Here is a 23,221-nt window from a genome sequence, read left to right as displayed (position 1 = left end):
CGCCTGTTCACCCGCGGACAGCAACTCGCCCTCGCCGAACGCGACGGCGGCTGCGCCTGGACCGGCTGCACCCACCCACCATCCTTCACCGAAGCCCACCACATCACCTGGTGGTCACAAGGCGGCCCCACCAACCTCGACAACGGCATCCTCCTCTGCCCCTTCCACCACCACCGCATCCACGACGACCACTGGAGCATCACCACCCAAAACGGCATCCCCTGGTTCATCCCACCCAGCCACATCGACCGCCACCAAACCCCCATCCGAGGCGGACGCATCCACCTCGCCGCCTAGACCAAGGCACCCGCCTGCCTCCGCACAGGCCTGCCCTTCGACAAGCTCAGGGACCGACACGCGAACCGCCCTTCGACAAGCTCAGGGACCGAGATGGGAAAACGACACGCTCGGCGAACGACGCCGTCCTCGACAACCCCGCCACCCCGGTCCTTGAGCCTGTCGAAGGGCACACGGGGCGCGCCCCGTCCTCCGCAGACTCACCCCGCGGCGACGACCTCTTCCACCGTCACCCGCGCACCGACGTCCGCCAGCCGCGCGCGCGCCGCGATGAACGCCTCGCGCAGTCGCGCGTCCGATCCGAGGTCGCCGAACACGACCTCCAGGTCCAGGAACGCCCCAGGGCGCTCCGCCTCCTGCGCGACGGCCGCCTGCAACTCGGCCAACCGCCGATCGACCGGGGCAAGCTCCCGCCCGTCGTCACCGACACCCTCGATGAACCGACTCCACGCTGCGAGGACGAGCGCCGAACGCGCGATCCCGCCGCCGGTCCGCAACTGCTCACGGACCACGGGGAGCAGGAACTTCGGGATGCGCTCCGACCCGTCGACGATCTGCCGCGCCAACGTGTCCTTGATCGCCTCACTGCCGAATCGGCGCATCAGCTCCGCACAGTACGCGTCGATGTCGATGCCCGGGACCGGCGCGAGCGTCGGCCTCGCCTCCTCGTGCATGTACCCGAGGAGGAACCGCGAGAACAGCTCGTCGCGGCAGACGTCGTGCACGTACGTCTCCCCCGCCAGCAACCCGAGGTAGCTCATCGCCTGGTGGGAGGCGTTCAACAACCGGAGCTTCATCAGCTCATACGGCTCGACGTCCTCCACGAGCTGCACGCCCACCTGCTCGTACGGCGGACGACCGTCGGAGAAGTCGTCCTCGAGCACCCACTGCTCGAACGATTCCGAGAGCACCGGCCAGCGGTCGTCGATCCCGAACCGCTCGGACACGAACGCACGCTGCTCGTCCGTCGTCGCCGGCGTGATGCGGTCCACCATCGAGTTCGGGAACCGCGCCTCGGCACCGATCCAGGCGGCGAGCGCCGGGTCGATGCGCTCGGCGAAGGCGAGGATCGCGGTCCGGGCGACGTGCCCGTTGCCCTGGATGTTGTCGCAGGACATGACCGTGAACGGGACCGCACCGGCGTCGCGTCGGGCACGGAGGGCCGCCGTGATGAACCCGAGCGGGCTCTGCGGCAGCGCCCCCGCCGGCAGTCCGTCGAGGTCCGCGAGCGTCGCACCGTCGCTCGGCTCGAAAGCCCCGGTCGCATCGTTCACCCCGTAGCCGCCCTCGGTGATCGTGAGCGACACGATCCGCGTCGACGGATCGCTCACGCGGGCGAGGACCGCTTCCGGGTCGTCGGGAGCGAACAGGTACTCGACGATCGACCCGACGACGCGTGCCTCGACCTCGCCGTCCGGACTCGTCGTCACGAGCGTGTAGAGCCGGTCCTGAGCGCCGAGCGCGTCCCGCATGGCGGCGTCACCGGCCAGTGTGCCGACGCCGACGAGCCCCCAGGACGCGTGTTCGTCGCCGGGGAGCCCGAGCACGCGGTCGACGAACATCGCCCCGTGCGCACGATGGAAGGCGCCGACCCCGAAGTGGACGATGCCGGGTCGGATGGCCGAGCGGTCATAGGCGGGGACGGCCACCCGCTCGTCGAGAGCGGTGAGGGTGGCGTCGGAGAGCTGGGTCATGTGGTGCCTTCTCGTCGGTGAGCGGGTTCCGGGTGGTGCAGGTCGAGCGTGCTGGGGCTGCAGGGTGGGTCAGGCGCCGTGGGTGGATTCGGTCTCCACCGGCGTCGATGCGTCGAGCGTGACGATCCGGGTGGCACGTTGCTTGGTCGCGTCGACCAGGCGGGCGTTCGGCTCGTCGACGCCGAGCACCCAGGCTTCAGCCTCGTCGCGCGGGTGTCCGTGACCGAGGCGGCGGGCGATGAGTCGGTCGCGGCGGACCTCGTCGTCCACGTCGACGTACCAGGACTCGTCGAGATGCGCGGCGACACCCTGCCAGCCGTGGTCGTCGAACAGGAGGTAGTTGCCCTCCGTGATCACGAGCGGCACCTCAGGTCGGACGAGGACGGCACTGCCGATCGACGCCTCGAGCGAGCGGTCGAACCGGGGTGCGTAGATGGGTGTGCCCGGCGAATCGGCGGTGCGTCCGGCACGGGCGAGGCGGGACAGTAGTGCGACGTAACCGTCGACGTCGAAGGTGTCGGGCGCGCCCTTGCGGTCGCGTCGCCCGAGGCGGACGAGCTCGGCGTTGTCGAGGTGGAAGCCGTCCATCCCGACGATCACGGCCTGGTCGCCGAGCGCCGCGGCGATCGCGTCGCTCACGGTGGACTTGCCCGCACCGGGTGCCCCGACGATCCCGAGGATCCGGCGGGACCCGGTGGCGGCGAGCGAGCGGGCGTGATCGATGAGGCCGTCGAGGTCGACGAAGCCATCGAGGCCGGTCCCGGCGGTGGTCGTCGTGCCGCTCATCGTGATGCCTGACCTCTCCTGGGAGCCGACCGGTCGCGGTCGCGCCGTCGCCCGACTCACGGTAAGTCCAGGGGATGCGTGTGTCAACACCAGATGTCACCGGTGTCATTATCTGCGACAGAAATCCATGTCACGGGTGACATGACCGTCATTCCGTGGTTATGATGCTCCCGACCCGGTGCACCGACGCACGGGCCTCATCACGTCGATCGGACCACCTCATGACTGACTTCAACGGCCGCACCATCCTCGTCACGGGAGCGAGCGGCGGCATCGGCGGCGCGACCGTCCGCCACCTCGTCGCAGCGGGCGCGCAGGTGATCGCCTCCGGTCGCAACGTCGAGCACCTCGACGCCATCGCCGCTGAGACGGGCGCCGAACCGCTGCCCTTCGACCTCACCTCGGAGGACAGCATCCGCGACGCGATCGAGGGACGCGACATCTGGGGCGTCGTCAACTCCGGCGGTTGGGGCGGCGAGATCGCCTCCCCTCAGGAGACCGACATCGACGTGTTCGACAAGGTCATCAGCATCAACGCACGCGGGTCACTGCTCGTCACCAAGTACGCGTCCCGCGAGATGATCCGCCAGGAACGCGGCGGCGCGATCGTGAACGTCTCCAGCCAGGCGAGCCTCGTCGCGCTTTCCGGCCACATCTCCTACGGCTCGTCGAAGGCCGCGCTCGACAACATCACGCGGGTCTCCGCCCTGGAACTCGGGAAGTACGGCATCCGGGTGAACGCCGTCAACCCGACGGTCGTGATGACGCCGATGTCCGCCTGGTACTGGGGTCGGCCCGACATCGAAGGCCCCTTCCTCGAGGCGATGCCGCTCGGCAAGTGGGCCACCGAGGACGACATCGCCGGCCCGATCACCTTCCTGCTGAGCGACGCCGCCGGCATGATCTCGGGCGTCTCGCTGCCGATCGACGGCGGCTACACCGCGCGCTGACCCGAACCGGCAGGACCGAACGGGGGGACCCGAGCATGGCCACGATGCGCCAGATCGCCGCAGCCGCCGGCGTGAGCGCGAAGACGGTCTCGCGGGTCTTCAACGACGACCCGCACGTCCTCCCGGCGACCCGAGAACGGGTCGAGTCGATCATGCGGGAGCTCGACTACGTGCCGAACTCCCTCGCGACGGCGTTCCGCTCGGGCCGCCCGTCGGTCATCGGGGTCGCCGTCCCCGACATCGTCGACCCGTTCTTCGCCGAGATCGCACGTGCGGTGGAGCGGACGGCGCGCGACCACGACATGTCGACGCTCGTGACGAGTCTCGGCGACGACCCGGACCGCGAGCGCGCGGTCCTCGAGCCGATGCTCCGACGCCAGCTGGCCGGAGTGGTGCTCGCGCCGATCAGCGACGACCAGAGCTCACTGGCAGCGTGGGCGTCGCGGACGCCGTTCGTGTTCGTCGACCGCGCGCCAGGCGGGCTCGCTGCCGACGCGTTCACGCAGGACGACTTCGGTGGGGCGTTCGCGGCGACGACCCACCTCGTCGAGCACGGCCACCGCCGGATCGCCTTCGTCGGCGACCAGCTGGCCCTACCGACGACCGCCGAGCGGCTGCGCGGGTATCGGGCGGCACTCACCGAAGCCGGGCTGCCCTCCGACGAGGCACTCATCGCCCTCGGCGCGGCGACCCGCGAGGGCGCGGCGCGTGCGCTGGCGGCGATCGGCTCCAAGGCGACCGCCCTGTTCTCGTCGAACGCCGTCTGCACGATGGCGTTGCTGCCCGCACTCGCCGAGCAACCGCTCCCACTCGTCGCGTTCGGCGACTTCCCCCTGGCCGAGCTCCTGCGACCGTCGGTGTCCGTGATCACGCAGGACCCGGAGGCCCTCGGCCGACTCGCGGCGGAACGGATCATCGATCGCCTCGACCGCCCCGACGCGCGGTACCGCCGGAGCACGGTCCTCCCGGTGCACCTCGTCGAGCGCGACTCCTGCCGCGCCGCGTCCGCGGTGCGCTGAGCCCTCCCCGCTGGACGATCCGGGTCCCCCAGCCCGCCCACGTGCCCGCGAGCGCTTCCCACCCCTCGACGGGCTCGGGAGCGGCAGACTATCGCCCACGCAGTGCCGCCGCCTCGCTGAGCCATCGGCTGTAGAGGTCCCAGGGGTCGACGTCGCGGGCGACCGAGGCGATGTGGGCGAGCAGTCGGGGCGACCCCGTGAACCATTCGGAGCGTTCGAGGCGTTCGCGGGCGAACTGTTCGTGACGCGCACGCTCGACGTGCCGGTCGCCTCGTTCGAGGGCGAGCAGTTCGTCGTGCCAGATCGCGGCGAACCGCTGGCGTGGGTTCGTCGTGGTACCGATCTTCACGCGATCGCCGTGGCGCAGGTAGTAGACGACGTCGATCCGCGGCCGGGCGAGGTCGTCGTCGGGCACGTCCCCCTGCCGCCACTCGCACGCGGCGCACAACCAGGCGGACGGGTAGTGCCGGCCGAGCCGCGAGCCGCACATGATGCACGGCGAGGGCAGGGCGTCGACCACGCCCCATCGGCGCTCCGCCCAGTCGGCGGCGAGGGCCAGGTGATCCTCGCAGAGCGCGACAGGCGCGTCGACCGATGCCGCGGCGTCACACCCGGGTTGTACGCATCGTCTGTGGGGCATCTCCCGAGTGTCCCCCACCCCGCCGACACCGGCCTCCGCTCACGGACGGAACGCGGGGCCCACGCGCTCCCGGCTGGGAGACGGTCGGGTGGCCTCCCAGCCGATGCGCACGTCACAGCGCGATCGCGCGACTTTCCTCATGGGAGCGGATCGCCGCGCGATAGATGTCGTGGGTGAGCGCCGCCTCCTCGGGGCGCGCCGCCCCGAACCGGTCACCGAGCGAGCCGTGCCGCTCGGCGAGGAACACGGCCCACATCTGGAGGATCGTGTCGGAGAACCCGGACTCGAAGTTCGGGCCGGTCACCGTCGGCCACACCGACTGGCTGCCCGCGTCCAGCTGCTGCCACACCTGCTCCCGACCGCCACCGGGGATGTCCCGCACCGCGAACACCTCGACGAGCTTCGGGTTCTTCGTGCTGAACCGGACCCCGCCGTCGAGACCGATCGCCTCGAACTCCCACGTGTTCTTCTGCCCGGGATCGATGCGCTTCGTCTCGGTCGTCAGCGGGAAACGGACACCGTCGTGGGTCGCCCAGCTGTGCAGCACCGCGTTGTCCCAGGTGTCGCACGGCACGAGCGAACCGTCGGGGCCGGGACGCTCGGTGACGATGTTCTGCAGCACCCCGTACACGCTCTCGGGTGCCCAGCCGAGCCGCAGCGGCACGTGCCAGGTGTGCATGCCGAGGTCGTTCATCACGCCGGCCTCACCGCAGAACTGCGTCTGGCGCTTCCAGTTGATCTGCTTGCCCCGATCGATGTCGCTCGAGTGCAGGAAGCTGTTGCGCGCCTCGACGATCGTGCCGAGCGCCCCGGACCGCACATAGTCGATCGCCAGCTGAGCTCCCGGGAAGAACGGCATCTCACTCGAACACCGGACGAAGCTCTCCGGGTGCTCGGCCATCGCCGCGAGGACGGACTGCGCGGCCGCCGCGTCGATCCCGAAGGGCTTCTCCGCCAGCAGGCCCTTCCCGCCGCGGATGACGTCGGTGTAGATCTGCTCATGAAGGTCGTGACGCACGGCCACGTAGACGACGTCGACTGACGGGTCGGCGAGCAGCTCGTGGTAGTCCGTGGTCTTCGTGACGACCGTGTCGATCTCGTCGAACCAGTCGAGCGCCGCCGGGTTGATGTCGCAGACGGCCGTCAGTCGGGGTCGCACCGGGTGGTCGATGAGCGCCGGCCAGCGCTGAATGGCGGCTGCGATCTCGCGCCCCATGAGTCCGCCGCCGATGATCGCGACGTTGACGCGCTCCGCCGTCGGCCGGTCGGCCGTCACCTGGTCCGCGCTCATGCGCGAGCCGCCTCGAGGATCGCGAGGCCGGCATCGGCGTCGGCGCCGTCGTGCAGCACCGCCATGAGTGCCGCGGTGATGGCCGCCGGGTGCTCGTGCTGGATGATGTTGCGGCCGTAGACGATGCCGCTGACCCCGGCGTCGAGGACGGCGACCGTGCGCTCCAGCAGGGTCCGATCGTCGACGCGACCGCCGCCACGGACGAGGACGGGGACGTCTCCGGCGACCTGCACGACGCGCGCGTACTCGGTGATGTCGCTACTCGGATCGGCCTTGATGAGGTCGGCGCCGAGTTCGACCGCCTGGCGCACGAGGGTGACGATCTTCTCGATGTCGCCGTCGACCTGGTACCCGCCGGCCGTCGTGTTGTCCTGCATGACGAGGGGTTCGATCATGAGCGGCATCCCGTACCGGGTCGCCTCGCGGCGCAGGGCCATGATCGAGCGGATGTTCGCCTCACGGACCTCGGGGTGCTCCGGGATCTGCATGAGGTTGACGCACACGGCGACGGCGTCCAGCCGGACGGCCTCCTCGATCGCGTGCGGCACGTGGTGGCTGTAGAGGATCGAGTCGAGGGGGTTGCCGTAGACGTTCGCGACGTCCGTCCGGAGGACGAGCGCCGGCTTGTCCTTGCCGGGGACCTGCTGCAGGAGACGGGCCTGCCCGAGGGTCAGCTGGACGGCGTCCGGGCCCGCGGCGACGAGCGTGCGGACGACCTCGCCCATGTCCTCGATGCCGGTGATGAACGAACGCTCGCCGAAGAACCCATGGTCGACGGCGACGTCGAGCGCGCGACCGGATCGGGCGTTGAAGAGACGATTGAGGCGGTACAGCGACATTGCGGCGGCTCCTGATCGTGACGGGGAGGGTTTCCGAATCCTCCCTCGGTGTGTCACAGTAGTGGCCTGAGACAACGTTGTCTAGCTTGCGTCGGGTCAGCCCGGGGCGAAGAACGGAGGGTCCATGGGCGAGATCGTCGTCGCCGGTCACATCTGCGTCGACCTGTCGCCGGGGCTGAGCGCGAGCGCACGCATCGATCCGGGCGCCCTCATCGACACCGGCCCGCTCCGCATCTCCCTCGGTGGCTGCGTCGCGAACACCGGCCTCGCCCTCGCCGATCTCGGGAGTACGGTCCGCCTGCACGCGACCGTCGGCGACGACGAGCTCGGCGCGATCGTCGCCTCACGCATTGCGGCGCACGACCGGCTCCACCCGGCGCTCGAGGTCACCGACCGGGCCGCGACCTCCTACAGCGTCGTCGTCGAGCCCGCCGGCCTCGACCGGACCTTCTGGCACCACACGGGCGCGAACGAGGTGTTCACCGGCGAGCACCTGGCCGTCGGCGACGCGGACCTGGTCCACCTCGGCTATCCCCCGCTGCTCCCCGGGATCGTCGCCGACGACGCGGCGCCCCTCGCGAGGCTGCTCGAACGGATCCACCGACACGGCGCCACCACGTCCATGGACCTCGCCGTCGTCGACCCCACGAGCGCCGTCGGCCATCTGGACTGGGAGGCGATCCTCCGGCGCACCCTGCCGCTGACCGACGTCGTGAGTCCGAGCGTCGACGACCTGCGTTCGGCGCTCGGCACGCTCCGCCTCCCGGCCGGGACCAGCGCATCACCGCTGGCCCAAGCCGCGGCGTTCGCGGACCTCCTGCTCGCCTGGGGCGCCGGCGTCGTGGCGATCTCGGCCGGCGAGGACGGTCTGCTCCTGCGGGCGGCCGGCGTCGACCGCCTGCGACTGAGCGGACGGATGCTCGCACCGCTCGCCGAGGCCTGGGCCGACGTCGACCTCGTCGCGCCGCCCGTCGCCGCACCCGCGTTCGTGTCGACCAACGGCGCCGGGGACGCGTCGACCGCCGGCCTGCTCTTCGCGATGTCACGCGGTGCCACACCGGCGGAAGCGGCTGAACTCGCGGGAGCGAGTGCCGCTGCGACGATCGCGGGACGCCGGCCGACGGCGGCTGAGATCACCAGACTGCGCCCCGGACTCAGCGGGCTCTTCAGGGCCACGGGGGCGGACGAGCCGGTCGCGTGATCCCCCATACGCCAGGATGGTGAGCATGCGCAGCTCCCGACCCCCGACCATGAACGACGTCGCCGCGGCGGCCGGGGTGGGGCTGAAGACGGTGTCGCGGTATGTGAACGGCGCGACGAACATCAACCAGGAGCTGTCGGAACGGATCGGCGCGGCGATCGAGGCCCTCGGCTACCGGCACAACCTGGCGGCCGCGAGCATCCGCCCCGGGCGGTCGAGCAAGGTCATCGGGCTCATCATCGGCGACCTGGCGAACCCCTATTACTCGGTGCTGGCACGCTCGGTGGAGCGCGTCTGCACCGAACACGGCTACCTGCTGATGTCGGCGAGCTCCGAGGAGGACGCCGACCGGCACCGCCTCCTCGTCGACAGACTGGTCGCGCAGCGCGTGGACGGCCTCGTGGTCGTGCCGCCACGGCAGGCGACGACGGCCTGGGCCACGAGCACGATCGTGCACGTCCCGATGGTGCTCGTCGACCGACCGACCGGGCCGCTCGAATCGGTCGAGGTGCACACGGTGCTCGCCGACAACGCGGGCGGAGCGACCCGGGCGACGGCGGCCATGCTCGCCGCGGGTGCACGTCGGGTCGCGTTCCTCGGTGACTCACTCGAGCTGTACACGATGCGCGAGCGACTGGCCGGCTACCACCGGGCGCTGGCCGAGGCCGACCTCGGCGGCGCGACGGGGACGGGTCCGATCGAGCCGATCGTCTCCGACGGCGCCCACTCCGTCGAGGACGCTGCGGCGGTCGTGGCGGGGTTCCTGGCGTCGGGCGAGGTGGACGCCGTGTTCGCCGCGAACAACCGGGCCGCGATCGGGGCGGTGCAGGCGTTCGCGACGGCCGGGCGACGGCTTCCGCTCGTCGGGTTCGACGACTTCGAGGCGGCACCGCTCGTGACGCCGGCGGTGTCGGTGGTGGCGCAGGACGTGGCGCTCATGGGCCGGGTCTCGGCGGAGACCCTCCTGGCACTCATCGCCGGCGAAGCGGGCCCACCCGTGACCCACACCCTCGACGTGCGTCTGGAGCTGCGCGGTTCCGAGCGCTGACGCCCTTCGACAGGCTCAGGGACCGGAACGGGGCGCCTCAGGGACCGGAAAGGGGCGTTCAAGGACCGGCGGGGTACGTGAGGCCGTGGCCGAAACGGAAGAGCGGGTCCTCGGTGTCGTAGGGGACGTCGGACCGACTCGCCTCGACGGCCGCCATCGAGCGCGGCAGGTCGAACGGCAGCCGGCCCTCCGGCAGCGCCCGACCGAAGACGACGTCGAGGAACGCCGCGTCACTGCCGCCGAAGCTCGCGACGAGTGCCGCGACCGCGTCCACCACCCCGGTGAGGATCGCCGGTCGGTCGAGATGCATGTCGAGTACGGTCGGCACCGTCAGCGCGAGCGCCCGCAACCGCTCGACCTCGTCGGCCGGGATGTCGAGCGATCCGGCGTGGAACATGGCCTCGAAGCCGCCGGGCCGCGGTTCGTACGGCGTCTGCATGCGCACGAGGGCGATGTCCGCCGAAGCCGGATCCGCGACGACCTCGCCGTACACGCCCGCGACCTCGGGATCGACGCCTTCGAGATACAACCGGGGACGCGGCGAGCGCACCGGCAGCGTCTCCTCCACGTTCGTCAGGACGGTGAACGCACGGCGCTGTGCGGCGTCGCCGGCCGCGACGAAGTCCGCGCGCCCGACGATGCCGCTCGCGGCGCCCGCGTCGACGTACGGCTGCTCGAAGAGCCCGAGCACGAACTTCTCGCGCAGCAGTCGACGCACCGAGGCGTCGATGCGGTCCTCGGTGATGCGCCCCTGTTCGACGAGTTCGACGACGAGCTCGGGTCGGGCCTCGCCACCGAACTGGTCGCAACCGGCCTGCAGGATGCGCTCGACCCGGGACAGCTCGTCCAGGTGCTCCAGGCCCCAGGCCCGCGCGGGCATGTCCTGCCCCATGATCGACGTGTCGGTGACGAGTCCCCAGTCGGTGCAGACGACGCCTGCGAACCCGAGCTCCTCGCGGAGGAGCCCGGTGATGATCCCGTGGTTGAAGGCGAACGCGACCTCCTCGTGCTCGGTCCCGACGGGCATCCCGTAATACGGCATCATCTGCGCGGCACCGGCGGCGATCGCGGCGCGGAACGGGATGAGGTGGTAGTCGAAGTTGTCGCCGGGGTACACCTGTTCGCGCCCGTAGGCGAAGTGCGGGTCCTCCCCGTCGAGCTGTGGCCCACCGCCGGGGAAGTGCTTCGTCATCGTGGAGACCGACTGCGGCCCGAGTTCGGCGCCCTGGAAGCCTCGGATGTAGCCCGCGACGAGTTCGGCACTGAGCTCGGCGTCCTCACCGAAGGTGCCGCCGATGCGCGACCAGCGCGGTTCAGTCGCGAGGTCGACCTGCGGGTGGAGCGCCAGCCGGATCCCGACGGCGAGATACTCCTGCCTCGCGGTGTCGGCGAACGCCTCGACGAGGTCGGCCGATCCGATCGCCGCGAGGCCGAGCGTCTCGGGCCACTGCGAGAACGCGCCGGCACGGGCCGCCGTCCCCACGTTGTCGGTGAAGTGGTTGCGCGGGTCGGTCGACAGCGTGACGGGGATGCCGAGTCGCGTGCGCGAGGCGCGCTCCTGCAGGGCGTTGGTCCACTCGGCGAGGGCCGTCGTGTCGGGCGCGGTGCCGAGGACGTTGAAGTGGGACATGAGCTGCTCGCCGATCATGTACTCGCCGCTCGCGAGTCCCATGTGCGGGTTCGCCTCGTCGATGGGGCCCGGGGCGATCATCGTCTGGAAGAGCATGCCGGCCTTCTCGGCGACGGTCATCCGTCCGAGGAGGTCCTCCACCCGGTCCTCCACCGGCAGGCTCGCGTCGCGGTAGGGCAGCGCCGGTTCATGCTCGCTCATGGGTGGTCCGTTTCTCGTCGGTGAGTGGGGCGGCGTCGGGATCACCCGGGCTCAGGCGAGCCGGAAGCGAAAACCGAACTCCATTCGGGAACGGAGTGTGACTCCAGTATGCCCGCTGACGAGGATCACGCAAGACTCAGCCGGCGTGGTTCCCCACGGCGCGCAGCCCGTCGGCCAGCCAGTCGAGCGACGAGGAGACGCCTGGCGCGACGGGATGGCGATTGAGGTGGCCATGGAGGACGCCCGGCTCGAGCCGACTACGGACGGGTGCACCGGCCGCCTCCGACGCCGCGATGAGCAGCTCCCCCGACGGCCGGAGGTCGTCGAACTCCGAGAGCAGGACCGACAGCGGCGGGCGGTCCGGGGTCACGGGGACGATTCCCGGCAGGGCGAGCTCGGGCACGTCGTCGAGTCGACCGACGTAGTTCTCGACCATCCAGTCGATCGACTCGGTCGGGAACCGCATGAAGTCCGGGAGGACCGCCATCTCGGCCAGGACGTCCGACGGCAAGGCGGGCACGACCGCGTGCAGGAACGGGTAGGCCAGCAGTACGGCGTCCGCACGACGATCGCTGCGGAGTGACGCGGCGAGCGCGAGGGCCGCTCCGGCGCTGGCCCCACCGATGGCCGTCCGCGCACCGGGAACGGTCGACCGCTCGTCGTCGAGCTGTTCCCAGACCGCGAGCACGTCGTCGAGCGGCACCGGGTATCGCGTCGTGCCGTCCGCCAGGCGGTAGTCGACGGAGACGACCTCGGCAGCCGATCGCGCCGCCAGTTCGGCGCTCACGACGTGCGCCTCCGGCCAGTCGAGCGTCCCCGCCGCGAAGCCGCCGCCGTGCACCCAGAGGAGCGCGACGCCACTGGGATCGGCCGGGACGTAGCGTCGGATCGGGACCGCACCGTGCGGACCGTCGACGACCTCGTCGGTGATCACCACATCAATCGGCGGGCTCCACGGCCCGTCGTCGCCGTACGCGATGAGTCGTTCTTGGAACGCCTCGTCGAGCGCTCCGCCGGCGGCGGCGCGATCGGCGTTGGAGAACCCGTCGAAGAGGCTCAGGCGGTCGCGGTAGTACGGATCGAGTGACATGCGCCGAGCCTACCCAGCCGACTCGGTCGACCCGGTCGACTCAGACCGCGACGCCGCCGACGCGCTGGAGGTAGACGTCGATGGCGTCCCGGCTCTCCTGGATGCAGCCGAGCTTCGCATCCAGTCGCTCGCGATGCTCGAGCAACCGCTCCAGCACCTCCGCCGAGGGCGTCACCTGGTAGATCGTGTCGTCGTCCTCGAAGCAGGGCAGGACCTGGAGGATGAGCGCGGTCGGCATGCCGACGGCGATCAGCTCGCGGATGCGCTGCACCTTCGCGACGAGGTGGTTCCCGTACTCGCGGTACCCGTTCGGGCAGCGGGTCGGGCGCAGCAACCCCTGTTCCTCGTAGTACCGGAGCAGCCGCGGCGTGCTCCCGGTGGCCGCCGCCAGTTCGCCGATGCGCATGCAAGACCCCTTCGACCGAGTTGTGTCCTCATGCAGCAGCGGCCGGCGCAGGACGGATATTCCCGGAGCATCCTCGTCGGCTTGACCCTGCCACCAGTGGCAGGCCGGGAGACTCACCGACATGACCACCGACAGCGTGCGCACGACACGATCCACGACCCCTCCTGCCACCCGAACCCGCTCTCCCCTCCCGACCGCGCTGCTCCTCGCCGCCGTCGGATTCGTGACGCTCATCACCGAGGTGCTCCCTGCCGGGGTCCTCCCCGCGATGGCCGCCGACCTGGGCGTGTCGGAGTCGATCGCGGGCCAGAGCGTCGCCGTCTTCGCACTCGGCTGTATCGTCGCCGCGATCCCGATCAGCCGTGCGCTCGCGAGACTCGACCGCCGGACGGTCGTGCTGCTCGCCCTGATCGTCTCGGCGCTCGCGAACGCCGGCACAGCTGTCGCGCCCGACCTGCTCACGCATCTCGCGACCCGGTTCGTCGCGGGGCTCGTGGCCGGCGTCGTGTGGGCGATGCTTCCGGGGTACACGCGCGGGTTCACCACCCCGGAGCGGTTCGGCTCCACACTCGGCATCGTGCTGTCCGGTGCCACGCTCGGCTTCGCGCTCGGCGTCCCGGCCGGCGCGGTCCTCGGTGAGGAGTTCGGTTGGCGCACGGTGTTCGGGATCGTCGCCGCCGCCACCGCGCTCCTCGGCGTCATCGCGGTCGTCGTCGCTCCCCGCGTGCCAGGCAGCGCCCCCGGGCGTTCGACACGCATGGGTGCGGCGCTCCGCATCCCCGCGGTCGTCACGATCCTCGTGGCCCTCGCCGTCTGCATCATCGGCCAGAACATCGCGTACACCTACCTCGCACCGGTCCTGTCCTCCCGCGGCACGCCCGTGCCGCTCGGGGTGCTCCTCGCCACCTTCGGTGTGGCGTCGGTCGTCGGGACGCTCGGCGCCGGACGGCTGGCGAACCTGCGCCTCGGGACGACCATCCTCACGGCCGCCCTCCTCGGGACCGTCGGCCTCGCGGTCGTGGCCTGGGATCCCCCGGTCGTCGTCCTCCTCATCGCAGCGGCAGGTTGGGGGCTCGCCTTCGGCGCCTACTCCGTGCTCTTCCAGGTGGCGATCGCGCGGGTCGCCGGGAACGCCGCGGACGCGGCCCAGTCGGCGCTCGTCACGGTGTGGAACTGCTCGATCGCCACCGGCGGGGCGGTCGGCGGGGTCATCCTCGGCACCTGGGGCGCGTCCATGCTCCTCCCGGCGGCGGCCGCACTGACCGTCGTCGCCATCCCCATCTGCGCCGTGATCGCACGCGCCGTCCGCCGCGGGTGAACGACGGAGGACCCGGCACGCCGCAGCCGGGTCCTCCTAGACTCGATGCGATGCCCGTCCCGTTCCTGCACTCGCCGAACATCCTGTTCGACACGGTCGTGGACCGCACGGAACGGCTGTCCCCCGGCTTCGTCCGCCTTACCCTCGCCGGCGCCTCGCTCGTCGACTTCGCCCCGTACGAGCGGGACCAGCGGATCAAGATCCTGCTGCCGGGAGACGACGGCGCGTACCCGGACGGACTCCACGGCGGCCTGCCGGAGCACGCGTGGCGGCGCGCCTGGCGAGCGCTCCCACCGGCGGACCGCCCGGTGATGCGCAGCTACACCGCCCACCGCGTCAGGCCGGCGCAGCAGGAGGTCGACCTCGACGTGTTCATCCACGAGCCGGCCGGTCCGGCGAGTCGTTGGGCGCTCGGGGCGCGGCCGGGCGACCGGTTGCTCGTCTCGGGGCCGGACGTCCGTCGCGGCGACCCGACGCACGGTGTCCAGTGGGCGCCCGGTACCGCGACGACCGTGCTCATCGCCGCCGACGAGACGGCCTTCCCCGCCGTCCACGGGATCCTGCGCTCCCTCGACGAGGACGTCCGCGCCCACGTCCTCCTCGAGCTCGGCGATTCCGCCGACACCGCCCTGCTCGGGCCACTGCTCGAGCGTCACACGGTCGAGGTCCATGAACGGGCCGGGCGGCCTGGCGGTGACGCGCTCGTCGCCGGCATCGAGCAGTGGTTCCATCTGCACGGGTCGTCGGCGGCGACACTGGGCGCGGACTTCGCCGCCTGGCTGGTGACCGAGAGCACCCGGATCCCCCTCCTGCGCGCTGCGACGACCGACCACGGGATCGATCCCGAGCGCGTCCACGGGCAGGGCTACTGGAACGCTCGCCCCAGAACCACGCCCGAATGAAGGTTATGCTTGCCTTACTCGGTCGCGTCCGTCGCGGCCCGTTCGAAAGGTGATCCGTGCCCCTCCCCCTCGCCCATCGTCGACGTCTCGTCGCCGTCGCCGCCCTCTCCATCGCCGCCCTCGGCCTCTCCGCCTGCAGCAGCTCGAGCGCCTCGACCCCCTCGGACACCGCGACGAGCGCGACCCACGTCATGGAGCACGCCCACGGCGAGACCAGCATCCCCGACGCACCCAAGCGGGTCGTCGTCCTCGAACCGGTGCAGCTCGACACGACCGTCGCGCTCGGCATCACCCCGGTGGGCGCAGCGGTGCTGAACGAGACCGCCGGCGTCCCCGCCTACCTCGGCGAGCAGGCCGCCGACATCCCCACCGTCGGGACCGTGGCGGAGCCGAACGTGCAGCTGATCGCCGCCGCGAAGCCCGACCTCATCATCGGCACCGAGTCACGGCACTCCGCCCTGTACGACCAGTTGTCCGAGATCGCGCCGACCGTGTTCATGGCGACGCAGACCGACCCCTGGCGCGACAACGTGCAGTTCGTCGCCGAGGCACTCGGTGACCCGGACGGCGCGGACGAACTCCTCGACGCCTACGACGCACGCTGCGCGGAGATCGCGAAGGAGCACGACACCGCCGGCAAGACGGCACAGCTGATCCGCCCGCGCGACGGCGTCCTCACGCTCTACGGCCCCACCTCCTTCGCCGGCAGCACCCTCGAGTGCGCCGGGTTCACGACGCCCGAACACGCCTGGGAGGACATCTCCCTCGACCTCTCCCCCGAGCGCGTACTCGAGGCGAAGGCCGACCAGGTCTTCGTGACGAGCGTCGACCCCGACGACACCTCGACACTGCCGGCCTCCCTCACCGCGAACTCGGACGCCTTCCCCGAGCTGCACCTCGTCGACCAGTCCTTCTGGATCACCGGCGTCGGCCCCCTCGGCGGCATGGCCGTCCTCGACGACCTCGACCGGCTGCTCTCCGACGGGTCGTGACGAACCCGACCGCGATCCTGACCGCCCGCGACACCTCGGTGAGGAGGCGGGCGCCGCAGCGACACCGCCTGCTCGCAGTACTGCTCGCGGGCGTCGCGGCGCTCGCGGTCGCCGTCCTCCTGTCGCTGTTCGTCGGCGCGAACCCGATCGCACCGGATGACGTCCGTGCCGCGCTCCTCGGCACGGGCTCGGACGAGGCGGACTTCGTCGTGTGGGATCAGCGGGTGCCGCGCACGGTCGCGGCGCTGGCCGTCGGCGCGGCCCTGGGCGTCGCTGGCGCGCTCATGCAGGCGTTCACCCGGAACCCGCTCGCCGACCCCGGCATCCTCGGGGTCAACGCCGGGGCAGGCTTCGCGGTCGCCGTCGGCCTGGCATTCCTCGGCGTCCGGGCGCCGGGCGACATCGCCTGGCTCGCGTGCGGCGGGGCGCTCGTCGTCACCCTCGTCGTGTACGCGATCGGTTCGGGCGGGCGCGAGCAGTCCTCCACCGCTCGCCTCACCGTCACGGGTGTCGCCTTCGGCGCCGTGCTCGCCGGACTGACGACGGGGATCGCGATCACGCACCCCGACGCGTTCGACCGGATGCGCGGCTGGAACGCCGGCAGCCTGCTCGAACGCGACCTCGGTGTCGTCGTGCCGGTCCTCCCCTTCCTCGCCGTGGGGCTCGTCCTGGCCGCGGCGAGCGCGCGGAGCCTCAACGCGATCGCCCTCGGCCCGGACGTCGCCAGAGCACAGGGCGTCAGCGTCACGCGCACTCGCATCCTGGTGCTCGCCGCGGTGACGCTGCTCGCCGGCGGCGCCACCGCGATCGCCGGGCCGATCGCCTTCGTCGGCCTCGTCGTGCCCCACCTCGTGCGCTGGTCGGTCGGCAGTGATCAGCGCCGCATCCTCGGGGGTTCGGTCCTCGTCGGCTGCGTCCTCGTGCTGTGCTCCGACGTCGTCGGACGGTTCGCGGTGCTCCCGGGCGAGATGCCCGTCGGGCTCGTGACCGCGTTCGTCGGGGCGCCCGTCCTCATCGCGCTCGCCCGACGCAGAACGGCCTCGGGCCTGTGAGCACGACGCGGGAACGGGAGACCGCACGTCCGATCACCGGGCGCCGACCGGCACGACGGACCCTTGTCGTCTGCGCCACCGCACTCCTGGCGATCGTCGTCGCGGCGATCGCCGGTCTCGCGCTCGGCGACTACCCGCTGACCACCGAGGAGGTGATCGGCGTCCTCACCGGACGCGTCGACGGCCTGGCCCGCACGGTCGTGCTGGACTGGCGCCTGCCCCGGGTCCTCGCGGCGATCGGCTTCGGTGCAGCGCTCGGTGTCTCGGGAGCGATCTTCCAGACCCTCACCCGGAATCCACTCGCGAGCCCCGACATCATCGGCCTCGCGAACGGTTCGTTCACCGGGATGCTCGTCGCGCTCCTCCTCCTCGGCGGCAGCTGGCCGGCGTTGATGGCCGGGTCGTTGCTCGGCGGTCTGGCTGCCGCGGTCGCGATCTTCCTGCTGGCACTCCGCCAGGGCTTGTCGGGGTTCCGGTTCATCGTCGTGGGCATCGGCGTCTCGGCCATGCTCGCGGCATGCAACAGCTGGCTGTTGCTCCGGGCCGACCTCGATGTCGCGCTCTTCGCGGCGGCCTGGGGCGCGGGGACGCTCAACACCGCGACCGCGACCGTCGTCTGGCCGGCACTCGCATGCCTCGTGGCGCTCTTCGCGGTCATGCCGTTCGCCGCCCGTCCGCTCCGCCAGCTCGAACTCGGTGACGATGTGGCCGCCGCGACCGGGGTGCGCCTCACCCGCGAACGCGCCATCCTCATCGGCCTCGCGGTCGCGCTGGTGAGCGCGGTGACCGCCGTCGCCGGCCCGATCGCCTTCATCGCCCTGGCCGCTCCGCAGATCGCACGCCGACTGACCCGCTCGCCGGGGATCCCGCTGGTCGCGACGGGGCTCGTCGGCGGCGTCCTGCTCCTCGCGTCCGACCTCGTGGCCCAGCATCTGATCCCGCTGACGGTCCCGGTCGGCGTCGTCACCGTGGTCGTCGGCGGGCTGTACCTCACGCAGTTGCTGCTCCGCGAGCGGCGGCACTGAAGGTCGGGCCCGAACCACTCAGCGGGTGTCGTCGAGCTCCAGCAGTTCGCCGACCGTGCAGTCGAGCACCCGGCAGATCGCCGTCAGGGTCGAGAACCGGATCGCCTTCGCGCGGTCGTTCTTCAGCACCGAGAGGTTCACCACACTCACCCCGACGAGCTCGCTGAGCCGGGCGAGGGTGAGCCCACGGTCGGCGAGCAACCGGTCGAGGTTGCAGTGCACACCGGTCGCGACGTCCTCCTCGGGCGTCGGCACCATCAGACGAGTCCCTCGGTGTCGGCGCGCAGGCGCTCACCGGCGCGGAAGGCGATCGCGAGGCCGCCAACCGCCATGGCGACGAAGAACGGGATCCAGGTGAGCGGATACGGGGTCCCCTCGACGGCCCCGTCGGTCGCGACAGCGAGCGCGCCGTTCGAGGCCATCGTGCCGAACCAGGTGTCCGCGATCCACCCGCAGAGGATGGCGATCGAGGCGATCGAGAGCAGCCGTGCGTTCCCGGGTGCGAAGGCATCGCCACGCAGCAGACGGCGGAAGAAGCGGAACGCGCAGACGATGACCACGAGGTTCGCGATCGCCGGCAGGATCGCGGCGAGCAGCACACACACGAAGGTCGCCACCGGGAGGTCGGCGACGACGACCGAGCCCTGGTCGATCGTGAAGGCGCCGGTTCCTGCCGCACCCGGCAGGACCGTGTCGACGGCGTCGAAGAACACGGGCACCCGGGTCCCGTCGGTGCCGAAGACGTCGAGCAGCCGGAGGACGAGCATGACGACGACGGCCCCCGCCGCGACGACGGCGGCACCGAGCACGGACACGAGGTCGTTGCGGGTGGAGCGCTGGGTCTTCGCAGCCTGCCAGGCCGCGTGGTCGAAGCCGGACGGCGTCGGGCGATCGGTGGACTCGGTCATGATCATCACATCCATATCGATTGTCGTTGGTATCGATAAACGATATGCCGAGATCGATCAGAACGCAAGAGCGGGCGGAGAGCAGGTCCACCCGGCCGGATCACCCTGCTGATGACTCGTCGAGCGCGTCGAGCTCCCGCAGCGCCGCCTCGGCGCGCCCGAGTCGATCGGCCTCCGGCTCCTCCCACCATTTCGGGCCGCGTTCACCGAGCCCGTGCTTGGCGAGGCCGACCCGGCGGCGGGCAGCAGCGACCGCGTCGTCATCGCCTGCCCGCTTCGCGACGCCGACGCCGGAGCGCCCGCGGCCGAGGTGGGACTGGAGGGACGCGACGAGTTCCGACGGCAGACTCGGATCCGTCCGGCGCCAGCGTCTACCGTTCACGACGAACCAGTGGTCGTCCTCCTCCGGCCCGTCGTCCGATCGTGGCGTCACGGGTGCCTCCTGGAGACGACACAGGGCCCGGCCCACCGCGAACGCGGACGAGACCGGACCCTCGAGGTCATGATGGCGCGATCAGCCGTTCTTGACGGCGTCGAGCACGCCCGCCCAGCCGAAGGCGGAGATGGCGTCGGCGAAGGTCGAGTCACCGCGCCCCTCGCCGATCTGCTTGCCCGAGGCGTCGCGGACGACGACCGTGTGGTCCTTCTCGGCCTCGGTGCCGTTGCCCTCCTCGATGAAGTCGATGTGGATCTCGCTGTCACCGAGGGTGCCGGTGACCGTGGTCGTGGCGTCCTGCTCGGTGGTCTTCGTCGTGAGGAACGGACCGCCGCCAAGTGCCGCGAGCGCCTCGTTGATCTGGTTCGTGAGCGATGAGGTGTTCATGTGTCTCTCCCTACGGTGATGAAGAGTCCAGGCTAGTGAGCGGACCCGGGAACGGCGGGAGCATGGCGCTCGTGCACGAGATGTGCGATGGGGCGACCGGAGACGGCGACAGGACACGTCGGCCGGACTCGCCACAGGAGCAGAAGATCCGCCTCACGTCAACGGTCGGCGCCATCCAGGTGCGGTCGGGGCCACGAGTCGTAGGCTGCGAGCCACGCAGACCGGCACCCCGACACCGACGGGCCGGTCGACGAGACGAAGGAGACCCCATGGCCGGAGACACCGACCCCTACACGACCCTCAACAAGCTGCTCGCGGAATTCCGCTTCGCGATGCTCACCACGGTGGACCTCGACGGCAAGCTCGTCGCCCACCCGCTCACCGTCCAGGAGCGCGAGTTCGACGGCGACCTGTGGTTCATCGTCGGCAAGGACGCCTCCGCCGTGCAGCAGCTCGACGTCAACCCGAACGCCGGCGTCACGCTGAGCTCGGACAGTTCGTGGGTGTCGCTCGCCGGCACCGCCGAAGTCGTCGAGGACCACGCCAAGCTGGAAGAGTTGTGGAACAGCGTCGTCGAGGCATGGTTCCCGGACGGCCCCTCCGACCCGCGCGTCGGTCTGCTCAAGTTCTCGGCCGACAGCGCCGAGTACTGGGACAGCCCCGGCGGCAAGATCGCGACCGCCGTCGCGTTCGTGAAGTCCAAGGTCACCGGCGAGACCTACGACGGCGGCGACAACGCGAAGCTCGACCTGTAACGAGCGGTCGCCTGAACACCTTCAGGCACGTTCGTCCGCCAGGACACCGCCGAGGATGCGGGCCGCTTCATCGAAGCGGCCCGCGTCCTCGCCGGAGTAGTTGACTCTCACGTAGGGCCCCGCGGGTTCCGCAGGGAACCACTCGGTGCCGTCCGAGACGATGAGCCCACGGCTCTCGCATGCGCGGACCACGCGCGGCACATCGGTGCCCTCCGGGAGCCGCAGCCACAGGTTCAGTCCACCGAGCGGCAGCCGCTCGAGGTGCGCCGTCGGGGCGTGCTCGCGCAGACTCGCGACCAGCAGGTCCCGTCGAGCACGGAGGAGCGGTCGCAGACCGCGGAGGTGCGACCGCCACCCGGGCTGGGTGACGACGTCGAGGGCGGCGGCCTGCAGGACCCCGCTGATGTACATCGACTCGGCGGCCAGGTCGGCCAGGATCCGGTCGTGGGCCGGGCCCCGGGCGATGACGGCGGCGACGCGCAACGCGGGCGAGACGCTCTTGGTCAGCGACCGCAGGTAGATGACGTGGCCGTCGTCGTCGAGCGCGGCGAGCGGCCGGGCATCGACGTCGATCGCGAGATCGTGGGCCCAGTCGTCCTCGACGAGGAACGCGCCGTGTCGCCGGACGATCTCGATGATCGCGACCCCCGTCTCCGGCGACCAACGACCTCCGGTCGGATTCGCGAAGGTCGGCTGTGCGTAGAACGCCCGCGCACCGGTGTCCTGGAACGCGCGCTCCACGACGTCCGGGTCCGGTCCGTCGGGACCGGTCGGCACCGGGACCAGCGTCACGCCCGCCTGCTCGGCCGCGAGGATCGCGCCCCAGTAGCTCGGCGACTCGATGAGCATCGGCTGCCCAGGGCCGACGAGTGCCCGGAAGATCGAGCTGAGTCCACTCTGACTGCCGGAGATCACGATGACGTCCCGGGCGGTCGGCGGCGCGACCCCGGGCGGTGCGGCTGCCGCGAGGTCGGCTGCGAACCACGCCTGGAGCTCCGGCGAGCCGGCCGCCGGCGATCGGGTCATCGCCACGTCGGTGCGGGCGGCGCGCGCGAGCGCGGCGCGGACCAGCCGTTCAGGCAACAGTTCTCGGGCGGGGTATCCGGAGTGCATCGCGATCGCGGCGGGTGCGACCGACCGTTGCGCCGAGGACAGCGCGCCAGAGCGCCACGGGAGCGCGCCGAGCGCAGCGGTCTGCCAGCCGTAGTCCACCGACCGCGCCGGACGAGCCGCCCGCACGAAGGTGCCGACGCCCGGCCGACTCTCGATGAGCCCTCGCCCGGCGAGCTGGCGCATCGCGTTCTGGACGGTGACGGGGCTCGCTGCGAACTCGGCGGTCAACGCCCGGTTGGAGGGCACGCGTGCACCCGGAGGAGCCGCTGCGATCCAAGCGGTCATGGCGGCGACGATCCGCCCGGTGCTATCGTTGTCCATGAGTCCACAGAGTAGCGTTATCGCGACACCGACGCGAGTGTTATCCCGCAGCGGGCTCGGCTGGGGCGCCCTCGGCGTCCTGGCGTTCTCCCTCACGGTCCCCGTCACGAAGGTCGCCCTCGTCGGCCTCTCGCCGCTCTTCATCGGTTCCGGGCGCGCGGTCGTCGCAGCCCTGCTCGCCGCGATCACCCTCGCCACCATGCGAGCGCGGCGACCGACCGGTGTGCAGTGGGCGCGCGTCGCGATCGTCGCCGGCGGCGTCGTCGTCGGGTTCCCGCTCCTGACCTCCTTCGCGCTGACCACCGCTCCCGCCGGTCACAGCGCCGTGGTGATCGGCCTCCTCCCGGCGGCGACGGCGGTCGCCGCCGTCCTCCGGGGCGGCGAGCGCCCGACGCGTCGCTTCTGGATCTTCGCCGGCTCGGGCGCGGTCGCGGCGATGGTCTTCGCCTCGGTGCAGCACGGCGGCCTGGCCCCGATGGCCTGGTCGGACCTCCTCCTGCTCGGCGCCGTCGTCGCAGCCGCGATCGGCTACGCGGAGGGCGGACTGCTCGCACGGGAGCTGGGCTCCTGGCAGACCATCTCCCGGGCGCTCGTCGTGGCATCACCGCTCATGGTCGCCCTCACGGCACTCGCGGTCGTCCAGCAGCCGCCGACCGCAGCCATCGGTAGCTGGCTGGCGTTCGGCTACCTCGGCGTCGTGAGCATGTTCCTCGGCTTCTTCGCCTGGTATCGCGGACTCGCGATCGGCCCGATCGCCAGGGTCAGCCAGATCCAACTCGTCTAGCCGGTGCTGAGCATCGTCTGGGCGGCCCTCATCCTCCGCGAGCGACTCGACTGGGCCACCGTGCTCGGCGGGCTCGTGGTCATCCTGTGCGCCGGCCTCGCCGTCCGCACCCGTCTCGACCGGAAGTGACCCCACC

General features: G+C 71.3%; 24 protein-coding genes and 1 pseudogene. 12 read left to right on the top strand and 13 right to left on the bottom strand.

Going from position 1 to position 23,221, the window contains the following annotated elements:
* Window positions 1-297, top strand: a 297-nt coding sequence (locus tag BIU99_RS02820; protein ID WP_139205315.1) for an HNH endonuclease signature motif containing protein, incomplete at its 5' end; no start/stop codon positions are given.
* 200 nt (window positions 298-497) lie between these two features.
* Here the strand turns inward: BIU99_RS02820 and BIU99_RS02815 are convergent.
* Both BIU99_RS02815 and BIU99_RS02810 read right to left on the bottom strand, forming a co-directional pair.
* Window positions 498-1,991: a mannitol dehydrogenase family protein gene (locus tag BIU99_RS02815; protein WP_071259235.1), complete on the bottom strand. Its 1,494-nt coding sequence runs from the start codon at window positions 1,989-1,991 to the stop codon at window positions 498-500.
* A 69-nt stretch (window positions 1,992-2,060) separates the two neighbouring features.
* Complete coding sequence (locus BIU99_RS02810; RefSeq protein WP_064296393.1) at window positions 2,061-2,777, bottom strand: nucleoside/nucleotide kinase family protein; 717 nt, start codon at window positions 2,775-2,777, stop codon at window positions 2,061-2,063.
* A 221-nt stretch (window positions 2,778-2,998) separates the two neighbouring features.
* On the opposite strand from BIU99_RS02810, the gene BIU99_RS02805 reads away from it, so the two are divergent.
* The gene (locus BIU99_RS02805; protein ID WP_064296395.1) at window positions 2,999-3,727 is read left to right on the top strand and encodes an SDR family oxidoreductase; all 729 of its coding nucleotides are present in this window, start codon (window positions 2,999-3,001) and stop codon (window positions 3,725-3,727) included.
* A 35-nt stretch (window positions 3,728-3,762) separates the two neighbouring features.
* Window positions 3,763-4,746 carry a LacI family DNA-binding transcriptional regulator gene (locus BIU99_RS02800; RefSeq protein ID WP_071259233.1) on the top strand — a complete coding sequence of 328 codons (984 nt, stop codon included), beginning with the start codon at window positions 3,763-3,765 and terminating at the stop codon, window positions 4,744-4,746.
* Window positions 4,747-4,834: 88 nt separating this feature from the next.
* On the opposite strand, the gene BIU99_RS02795 is transcribed toward BIU99_RS02800, so the two are convergent.
* The 3 genes from BIU99_RS02795 to BIU99_RS02785 all read right to left on the bottom strand — a co-directional run bounded on the left by BIU99_RS02795 (window position 4,835) and on the right by BIU99_RS02785 (window position 7,516).
* On the bottom strand, window positions 4,835-5,386 hold the full coding sequence (locus tag BIU99_RS02795) for a GIY-YIG nuclease family protein (protein ID WP_071259232.1): 552 nt from the start codon (window positions 5,384-5,386) through the stop codon (window positions 4,835-4,837).
* Window positions 5,387-5,498: 112 nt separating this feature from the next.
* Window positions 5,499-6,677 (bottom strand): Gfo/Idh/MocA family protein, encoded by a 1,179-nt coding sequence (locus BIU99_RS02790; protein WP_071259230.1) that lies wholly within the window; start codon window positions 6,675-6,677, stop codon window positions 5,499-5,501.
* Window positions 6,674-7,516, bottom strand: a complete 843-nt coding sequence (locus BIU99_RS02785; RefSeq protein WP_064294740.1) for a class I fructose-bisphosphate aldolase — start codon at window positions 7,514-7,516, stop codon at window positions 6,674-6,676. The genes BIU99_RS02790 and BIU99_RS02785 overlap by 4 nt, the downstream gene beginning before the upstream one ends.
* Before the next feature lie 124 nt (window positions 7,517-7,640).
* Between BIU99_RS02785 and BIU99_RS02780 the strand changes: the two genes are divergently transcribed.
* Together BIU99_RS02780 and BIU99_RS02775 are read left to right on the top strand one after the other, a co-directional pair.
* Complete coding sequence (locus BIU99_RS02780) at window positions 7,641-8,717, top strand: carbohydrate kinase family protein (RefSeq protein ID WP_071259228.1); 1,077 nt, start codon at window positions 7,641-7,643, stop codon at window positions 8,715-8,717.
* A gap of 25 nt (window positions 8,718-8,742) precedes the next feature.
* Complete coding sequence (locus tag BIU99_RS02775; RefSeq protein ID WP_083397169.1) at window positions 8,743-9,765, top strand: LacI family DNA-binding transcriptional regulator; 1,023 nt, start codon at window positions 8,743-8,745, stop codon at window positions 9,763-9,765.
* A 58-nt stretch (window positions 9,766-9,823) separates the two neighbouring features.
* On the opposite strand, the gene BIU99_RS02770 is transcribed toward BIU99_RS02775, so the two are convergent.
* From BIU99_RS02770 to BIU99_RS02760, 3 genes are all read right to left on the bottom strand, one after another.
* Entirely contained in the window at window positions 9,824-11,596 is a 1,773-nt protein-coding gene (locus BIU99_RS02770) for a glycoside hydrolase family 3 protein (RefSeq protein WP_071259224.1), read from the bottom strand.
* Between the two features lie 136 nt (window positions 11,597-11,732).
* The gene (locus BIU99_RS02765; protein ID WP_071259222.1) at window positions 11,733-12,686 is read right to left on the bottom strand and encodes an alpha/beta hydrolase fold domain-containing protein; all 954 of its coding nucleotides are present in this window, start codon (window positions 12,684-12,686) and stop codon (window positions 11,733-11,735) included.
* A gap of 40 nt (window positions 12,687-12,726) precedes the next feature.
* Complete coding sequence (locus BIU99_RS02760) at window positions 12,727-13,092, bottom strand: MerR family transcriptional regulator (RefSeq protein ID WP_071259219.1); 366 nt, start codon at window positions 13,090-13,092, stop codon at window positions 12,727-12,729.
* 121 nt (window positions 13,093-13,213) lie between these two features.
* Between BIU99_RS02760 and BIU99_RS02755 the strand changes: the two genes are divergently transcribed.
* Genes BIU99_RS02755 through BIU99_RS02735 form a run of 5 tightly spaced genes read left to right on the top strand, consistent with a single transcriptional unit; the run spans window position 13,214 to window position 18,381 of the window.
* On the top strand, window positions 13,214-14,410 hold the full coding sequence (locus BIU99_RS02755) for an MFS transporter (protein ID WP_083397157.1): 1,197 nt from the start codon (window positions 13,214-13,216) through the stop codon (window positions 14,408-14,410).
* A gap of 50 nt (window positions 14,411-14,460) precedes the next feature.
* Window positions 14,461-15,312, top strand: a complete 852-nt coding sequence (locus BIU99_RS02750) for a siderophore-interacting protein (protein WP_071259216.1) — start codon at window positions 14,461-14,463, stop codon at window positions 15,310-15,312.
* Window positions 15,313-15,368: 56 nt separating this feature from the next.
* Window positions 15,369-16,304 carry an iron-siderophore ABC transporter substrate-binding protein gene (locus BIU99_RS02745; RefSeq protein ID WP_071259214.1) on the top strand — a complete coding sequence of 312 codons (936 nt, stop codon included), beginning with the start codon at window positions 15,369-15,371 and terminating at the stop codon, window positions 16,302-16,304.
* Entirely contained in the window at window positions 16,301-17,356 is a 1,056-nt protein-coding gene (locus BIU99_RS02740) for an iron ABC transporter permease (protein ID WP_254773552.1), read from the top strand. Before BIU99_RS02745 ends, BIU99_RS02740 begins: the two co-directional genes overlap by 4 nt.
* Window positions 17,353-18,381, top strand: coding sequence for an iron chelate uptake ABC transporter family permease subunit (locus tag BIU99_RS02735; protein WP_071259211.1), 1,029 nt, complete (start codon window positions 17,353-17,355; stop codon window positions 18,379-18,381). The genes BIU99_RS02740 and BIU99_RS02735 overlap by 4 nt, the downstream gene beginning before the upstream one ends.
* Window positions 18,382-18,399: 18 nt before the next feature.
* Here the strand turns inward: BIU99_RS02735 and BIU99_RS02730 are convergent, their stop codons facing one another.
* The 4 genes from BIU99_RS02730 to BIU99_RS02715 form a co-directional block, all read right to left on the bottom strand.
* Window positions 18,400-18,639, bottom strand: a complete 240-nt coding sequence (locus tag BIU99_RS02730; protein ID WP_071259208.1) for a helix-turn-helix transcriptional regulator — start codon at window positions 18,637-18,639, stop codon at window positions 18,400-18,402.
* Window positions 18,639-19,289 carry a DUF2975 domain-containing protein gene (locus BIU99_RS02725; RefSeq protein ID WP_139205314.1) on the bottom strand — a complete coding sequence of 217 codons (651 nt, stop codon included), beginning with the start codon at window positions 19,287-19,289 and terminating at the stop codon, window positions 18,639-18,641. Before BIU99_RS02725 ends, BIU99_RS02730 begins: the two co-directional genes overlap by 1 nt.
* Window positions 19,290-19,389: 100 nt before the next feature.
* Entirely contained in the window at window positions 19,390-19,722 is a 333-nt protein-coding gene (locus BIU99_RS02720) for a biopolymer transporter Tol (protein WP_071259206.1), read from the bottom strand.
* Window positions 19,723-19,803: 81 nt separating this feature from the next.
* A complete protein-coding gene (locus BIU99_RS02715; RefSeq protein ID WP_064294727.1) occupies window positions 19,804-20,112 on the bottom strand; it encodes a hypothetical protein in 309 nt (102 codons plus the stop codon).
* 269 nt (window positions 20,113-20,381) lie between these two features.
* Between BIU99_RS02715 and BIU99_RS02710 the strand changes: the two genes are divergently transcribed.
* The gene (locus BIU99_RS02710) at window positions 20,382-20,867 is read left to right on the top strand and encodes a pyridoxamine 5'-phosphate oxidase family protein (protein ID WP_071259204.1); all 486 of its coding nucleotides are present in this window, start codon (window positions 20,382-20,384) and stop codon (window positions 20,865-20,867) included.
* Between the two features lie 21 nt (window positions 20,868-20,888).
* Here BIU99_RS02710 and BIU99_RS02705 read toward each other — a convergent pair whose 3' ends face one another.
* Window positions 20,889-22,301, bottom strand: a complete 1,413-nt coding sequence (locus BIU99_RS02705; protein WP_071259201.1) for a PLP-dependent aminotransferase family protein — start codon at window positions 22,299-22,301, stop codon at window positions 20,889-20,891.
* Between BIU99_RS02705 and BIU99_RS02700 the strand changes: the two are divergent.
* Window positions 22,300-23,214: pseudogene (locus BIU99_RS02700) on the top strand (DMT family transporter). The gene BIU99_RS02705 and the pseudogene BIU99_RS02700 sit on opposite strands and share 2 nt — an antisense overlap.
* The last annotated feature ends 7 nt before the right edge of the window (window positions 23,215-23,221 follow it).

Origin of the sequence: Plantibacter sp. MMLR14_011 (assembly GCF_001865025.1) — a bacterium.
Classification (GTDB): domain Bacteria; phylum Actinomycetota; class Actinomycetes; order Actinomycetales; family Microbacteriaceae; genus Plantibacter; species Plantibacter flavus_A.
This window is presented reverse-complemented; position numbering and strand designations above follow the sequence as displayed.

Excerpts from the sequence above, each read along its gene's own strand:
- BIU99_RS02815 (WP_071259235.1), bottom strand. The coding sequence starts at position 1,991 with ATGACCCAGCTCTCCGACGCCACCCTCACCGCTCTCGACGAGCGGGTG.
- BIU99_RS02810 (WP_064296393.1), bottom strand. The coding sequence starts at position 2,777 with ATGAGCGGCACGACGACCACCGCCGGGACCGGCCTCGATGGCTTCGTC.
- BIU99_RS02805 (WP_064296395.1), top strand. The coding sequence starts at position 2,999 with ATGACTGACTTCAACGGCCGCACCATCCTCGTCACGGGAGCGAGCGGC.
- BIU99_RS02800 (WP_071259233.1), top strand. The coding sequence starts at position 3,763 with ATGGCCACGATGCGCCAGATCGCCGCAGCCGCCGGCGTGAGCGCGAAG.
- BIU99_RS02795 (WP_071259232.1), bottom strand. The coding sequence starts at position 5,386 with ATGCCCCACAGACGATGCGTACAACCCGGGTGTGACGCCGCGGCATCG.
- BIU99_RS02790 (WP_071259230.1), bottom strand. The coding sequence starts at position 6,677 with ATGAGCGCGGACCAGGTGACGGCCGACCGGCCGACGGCGGAGCGCGTC.
- BIU99_RS02785 (WP_064294740.1), bottom strand. The coding sequence starts at position 7,516 with ATGTCGCTGTACCGCCTCAATCGTCTCTTCAACGCCCGATCCGGTCGC.
- BIU99_RS02780 (WP_071259228.1), top strand. The coding sequence starts at position 7,641 with ATGGGCGAGATCGTCGTCGCCGGTCACATCTGCGTCGACCTGTCGCCG.
- BIU99_RS02775 (WP_083397169.1), top strand. The coding sequence starts at position 8,743 with ATGCGCAGCTCCCGACCCCCGACCATGAACGACGTCGCCGCGGCGGCC.
- BIU99_RS02770 (WP_071259224.1), bottom strand. The coding sequence starts at position 11,596 with ATGAGCGAGCATGAACCGGCGCTGCCCTACCGCGACGCGAGCCTGCCG.
- BIU99_RS02765 (WP_071259222.1), bottom strand. The coding sequence starts at position 12,686 with ATGTCACTCGATCCGTACTACCGCGACCGCCTGAGCCTCTTCGACGGG.
- BIU99_RS02760 (WP_071259219.1), bottom strand. The coding sequence starts at position 13,092 with ATGCGCATCGGCGAACTGGCGGCGGCCACCGGGAGCACGCCGCGGCTG.
- BIU99_RS02755 (WP_083397157.1), top strand. The coding sequence starts at position 13,214 with ATGACCACCGACAGCGTGCGCACGACACGATCCACGACCCCTCCTGCC.
- BIU99_RS02750 (WP_071259216.1), top strand. The coding sequence starts at position 14,461 with ATGCCCGTCCCGTTCCTGCACTCGCCGAACATCCTGTTCGACACGGTC.
- BIU99_RS02730 (WP_071259208.1), bottom strand. The coding sequence starts at position 18,639 with ATGGTGCCGACGCCCGAGGAGGACGTCGCGACCGGTGTGCACTGCAAC.
- BIU99_RS02725 (WP_139205314.1), bottom strand. The coding sequence starts at position 19,289 with ATGACCGAGTCCACCGATCGCCCGACGCCGTCCGGCTTCGACCACGCG.
- BIU99_RS02715 (WP_064294727.1), bottom strand. The coding sequence starts at position 20,112 with ATGAACACCTCATCGCTCACGAACCAGATCAACGAGGCGCTCGCGGCA.
- BIU99_RS02710 (WP_071259204.1), top strand. The coding sequence starts at position 20,382 with ATGGCCGGAGACACCGACCCCTACACGACCCTCAACAAGCTGCTCGCG.
- BIU99_RS02705 (WP_071259201.1), bottom strand. The coding sequence starts at position 22,301 with ATGGACAACGATAGCACCGGGCGGATCGTCGCCGCCATGACCGCTTGG.